Origin of the sequence: Micromonospora deserti (assembly GCF_003236335.1) — a bacterium.
GTDB classification, from domain to species: Bacteria; Actinomycetota; Actinomycetes; order Mycobacteriales; family Micromonosporaceae; genus Micromonospora; species Micromonospora deserti.
The window spans coordinates 1-2,792 of sequence record NZ_POUB01000445.1 but is presented as its reverse complement, the minus strand read 5'-3'; the positions used below and the strand labels follow the sequence as shown (position 1 = coordinate 2,792).

Here is a 2,792-nt window from a genome sequence, read left to right as displayed (position 1 = left end):
GGGGCGGGCGGGCGGCGCTGGCCGCTCGGCAGGCTCGGCCACGTGTGGCCTCCTCGCGTGTCTGATCCTGCGGTGAGCTGACGTCGGCACGTTATACCGATGCCGTTGGCCGGGTGCCGTTGACCGGTTGTGTCTCCTGGCGCAACGTGGCGAGCAGTTGTGAGACGGCGCTGTTGCGGATCGAGTGGCCGTTCTGGCGTAGCCGTCGGGCAAGGGCATCCCGGCTGACGGTGTGACCTTCGCGGGTCAGCTCGTCACGGGCCGCGCGGGCGGCGGGCAGTAGCGGCACCAGGTCCGGGGCGAGGTCGACGTCGATGTCGTCGGTCTCGTCGGATGGGTCGTCATCGTCAGGTTCCGTGTCAAGGTCACCACCAGTCTCGCTGCCGTCCGCTTCCTGATCGTCGTCCCGGTGGTCGGCAGCGTCAAGAGTCCCGCCGTGGGCCGACCCGTCGGCATCGGTAGCAAGGGAAGGAGGTTCGGACAGTGGACTCTGACCGGTTGGCCTAGTGTCTCTGATCCCGGGTATGGCCTGGACGGGTGTCGATTCGATGGGCTGGCCTGGAGATGGTGCCGGTGGGGTCTCCGCCGCTACGACGTGCGGCGGGTGTTCGGATTCGCGGCGGCGGGCGGCGAGTTCCACGAGCGATACCGACGCGACGATGATCAGCCCGTCCACCGAGAGCGGCAGGAGGTAGGGGACGGTGCCGGCTTCGCCGTACCGTGCGACGACTCCGACCATGTGGTGGTAGCTGATCCAGGCGGCGATGGCGGCAATGGCCGAGGCGGCGACGATCCGGATGACGCCGAGCGCACGGCGGTACACGGGTATGCGGGTGACCAGCTCGACGGTGATCAGGAGGGCCAGGGGCGGCCACGCCGCGATGGTCTGGGAGATCGGGTTTGGCTGGGCGTGCAGGATGTTCGCGGTGACCGAGGCGGCCACGCCGAGGACCAGTGTGGCCCGCACTGCCCATTGCATCCGTTGGAGCTGGCGGTGGTTCACGGCCGTCCTCCACCAGCGGCGACGGGTCGGAGCTGGCGCTCGGCGACGCGGCGGGTGGCCTGGGACGGTTCGGCGTCGCCGAGGTCCGCGAGACGTTCCTCCAGGCGGCGCAGGGTGCGCCGGACGGCGTCGGGTCGCTGCTGTCGGCCATGGATGCGCATGATCCGCTGGTACAGCTCCTCGTTGACGGGGTCGAGGTCGGCGGCGCGTTCGAGGGCGGCAACCGCATGGTCGGGGTGGTCGGGTTCGAGGATCTCGGCGATGCGGGCGTATGCGGTGAGGATCTGATGGCGGTAGCTGGTGGCGTAGTCGGTGGCCCAGGTGTGGTCGTGGCCTTCGGCGAAGTCACCTGCGTACAGCTCCGTGGCCCGGCGTAGCGCGGTGAGCATCGCCGCTTCGTCGTCGGTGGTGGTGGCTTGGTCGATGGCGGTGAGCATCTGCCAGAGGTCCACCGTGACGGTCTGCGAGTCGAGCTGGTATCGGCCGGTGGCCGGGTCGTAGACGATGAACATGGGCTCCTCATGGCCGGTGGCGGCGCGCAGCACCCGCCGGGCGGAGGTGATGTCCGTTCGTACGCGTTTGACGGCGGCGGCCGGGTCGGCGTTGGGGTGCAGGTCGGCGGCGAGCTGGTCGAGGGTGCGGCCGGCGGGGTGGGCGGCGAGGACGGCGAGCGCGGTGTAGGAGCCGCTGCGCATTCCGGTGGCGATCGGACCGGCGTCGGTGGCGACGGTGACCGGGCCGAGCACCCGGAGGAGGACCAGGGCCGCCGAGTCGTCGGGCTGGACCGGTACGGCCTCGTTCGTCTCGACGGTCACCGCGGCCGGCGGGATCTCGGCGGGCGGGTCGTCGACGTCAGTACCGGCCTCGGGACGGGCTATCGCGTCGGTGAGCATGGAGAGGATGGCGGCGAGGTCGTCCGCGCCGAGGGTGGACAGCCGTCCCACCGAATATGGTTCATTGCCGGTTGCGGTGCCCTCGGCGCTGATCTCGATGGTGGGGATGCCGTCGTGCTGGCCGAGGATGACGGGGTGCAGGTTCAGGGCGGCGCGGTGGGTGGCGACGGCTTGGAGGCGGGCGGCGTGCCGTGGGCTGGAGTCGATGAGCAGCACGTACGGCGGCTGGGTCTCGGCGTGGTCGGTGCGGGCGTTGAGGTCGGTGATCGTCTCGGCGTCGAAGGTGTCCAGCAGCCGGCGACGGCCGATCATCTCCTCCTCGGCGTGGGTGATCGCCGCCGCGATGTCGGCGAGCACGATGAGGCGTTCCCCGTCGTAGGCGGTGCCGTCGGGGTCCAGCCCGACCGCCGGGGCGTCCTCGGGCAGGAGCCGGGCGAGTAGGTCGGCGGTGGTGACCACAACCGGGCCGGCGGTGGCTGTCTCGACCGCGCCGCTGGTCAGGACGGACGCGAGGATGGCGCGGGCCGCTGGTATGGCTCCGTCGCCGTGCAGGGCGACGCCGGGACCGGGCAGGTGGAACAGGCTTATCTCGGTGCCGTCCGAGTTGACGCCGATCGGTGCCGCAACGGGAGGGCTGGCGGGGCGGTGGTCGCTGCTGGGGCCGAGGTGGCGGCTGCCGATGATGTCGACGGGGGCCAGAGACGGCGGCATTGGGGAGCGTTGCGGCGCGGTGCTGACCGATGCGGGGAAGGTCAGCCGGGCGCGGCGGCGTCTTTGCAGGCGTAGCAGAGCGGCCACGGCGGCGATGGCGGCGGCCAGGCCGAGGCTGATCCAGCCCTGCGCTGGCAGCGTGATTCCGGCCTCGTCGGTCGGCTGGTCGTCGGATGGGTCGGTGT

2 protein-coding genes are annotated in these 2,792 nt (G+C 71.2%); both read right to left on the bottom strand.

What is annotated here, in order from left to right; all coding sequences use genetic code 11:
• Window positions 1–91: 91 nt before the first annotated feature.
• Window positions 92–1,003 carry a DUF2637 domain-containing protein gene (locus C1I99_RS30920; protein WP_111137677.1) on the bottom strand — a complete coding sequence of 304 codons (912 nt, stop codon included), beginning with the start codon at window positions 1,001–1,003 and terminating at the stop codon, window positions 92–94.
• Window positions 1,000–2,792: AfsR/SARP family transcriptional regulator (locus tag C1I99_RS30915; protein ID WP_199562458.1), on the bottom strand; the 1,793-nt coding region annotated here is incomplete at its 5' end. The genes C1I99_RS30920 and C1I99_RS30915, both read right to left, overlap by 4 nt.